At 65.4% G+C, this 1527-nt stretch carries 1 protein-coding gene and 1 pseudogene; one reads left to right on the forward strand and one right to left on the reverse strand.

The annotated features are described in order from the left end of the window. Nucleotides 1-161: 161 nt before the first annotated feature. Entirely contained in the window at nucleotides 162-1364 is a 1203-nt protein-coding gene (locus WBQ44_RS07730; protein ID WP_495566132.1) for an IS701 family transposase, read from the reverse strand. 54 nt (nucleotides 1365-1418) lie between these two features. On the opposite strand from WBQ44_RS07730, the pseudogene WBQ44_RS07735 reads away from it, so the two are divergent. After that, a pseudogene (locus tag WBQ44_RS07735) lies at nucleotides 1419-1527 on the forward strand (IS110 family transposase); the annotation flags it as partial.

A 1527-nucleotide genomic window follows, 5' to 3' on the forward strand; every position in this document is an offset into this window, starting at 1 on the left:
GACCTAGCATTACAGTTGCGTTCTTGATTGGACGTGCGCGTGTTGCGCGGCAGCCTGATGAGCTCGGCGCCAGCATGACCATGCGATGACGTGGCGGGGTTCGATACGGCGCCTGGCCAGTCTGACGACGATGCGCCGTATCTCCTGGACGGACCAACGGATCAGGTTCGCGGCCTCGTCCGGGTTCTTTTTGGGGGCGTGGCATTGGCGCGGGCGCGGATGGCCGCGAGCATCGCGAACGCAAGCATGACGAGCGACACGTGCCGGCGCCAGCCATGCCACGAGCGGGTTTCGTTGTGGTCGAGGCCCAGTTCGTTCTTGGCGGTCTCGAAGCCGTCCTCGATGGCCCAGCGATGCCCCTCCACGCTGACGAGGGTTTCCACGGTGGTGCCGGCTGGGCACCAGGTGGTGAAGAAGGCGAGGTCTCCGTCAGCGACGTGGCGGCGGATCAGGAGTCCCCTGGTCCATGTGCCGGACATCCCCTCGGCGTATTCGTCGGCTTCGAGGTCCGCGAGTTCGAAGTATGCCCAGTCGTGCAGCCTGGCGCCCTTGGCGCCTTCGCCCGCCGACAGACGCCGCCATGCGCCGGGATCGAGGTCGCTCGCGATCTTCTCGGCGGCGCCTGCGACCACTGGCTTGTCACCCCACGAACCGAAGCGGTGATCGCCTTTCACACCCAGCACATAGCCCTTGCCGGCGCGCCGTAGCGCCTGTTCGATATCACCGACCCCGTAGACTGCGTCCGCCGCGACCCAAGCGAACGGCATATTGGCCGCGATTGCGCGGTCGATCATCTCCACCGCCAGCGCCGGCTTGGTTGCAAAGGCCGTGCCTTCGGGCACATGCGCCGCGGTCAGCCGTGTCGGATCGGTGATCCAGCTCTTCGGCAGGTACAGCGCCCGGTCGACAAAGGCATGGCCCTTTGCCGAGACATAGGCGGCGAACACGCCGATCTGGCAATTGGTCACCTTCCCCGCCGATCCGGTATACTGGCGCCCCACGCCACACGACGCCTTGCCCTGCTTCAGGAAACCAGTCTCGTCGAGGACCAACACCGCGTCATCCGTACCAAGATGCTCGATTGCATAGTCGCGCACGATGTCGCGCAAAGCATCCGCATCCCACCGCCCGCGTCCCAGAATCGCCTGTTGCCGCCATGGTCCGGCGTCACCCGCGGCCTCCGCGCGCATCCACCCGGTCTTGCGGCGTTCGTCGCCCAGCAGCCCTTCCAGAAAGCTGTTCGCCGATGCCGCAACCCGCTCTTGGCTGAACACAGGCCGCATTCGCGCCTTCACCTCGCGCAGCGATGACGCCCATAGTTCCAGCGTCGCCTCGATCGATGCTCCCGTCACCACGACCTCCATGCCAGGGCGATCCAATGCTTCAGAACACGGTCAAAAACGCAACTGTAATGCTAGGTGAAGCCCTACGTCAAGCGCGGCAAGATCGACGCCCTCGACGCGGAAGCGATCTGCGAGGCGGTCGCGCGGCCGACGATGCGCTTCGTTGCTCCAAAGAGCGTGGAGC

It is taken from the genome of Rhodococcus sp. (in: high G+C Gram-positive bacteria) (genome assembly GCF_049591685.1).
Classification (GTDB): domain Bacteria; phylum Actinomycetota; class Actinomycetes; order Mycobacteriales; family Mycobacteriaceae; genus Rhodococcoides.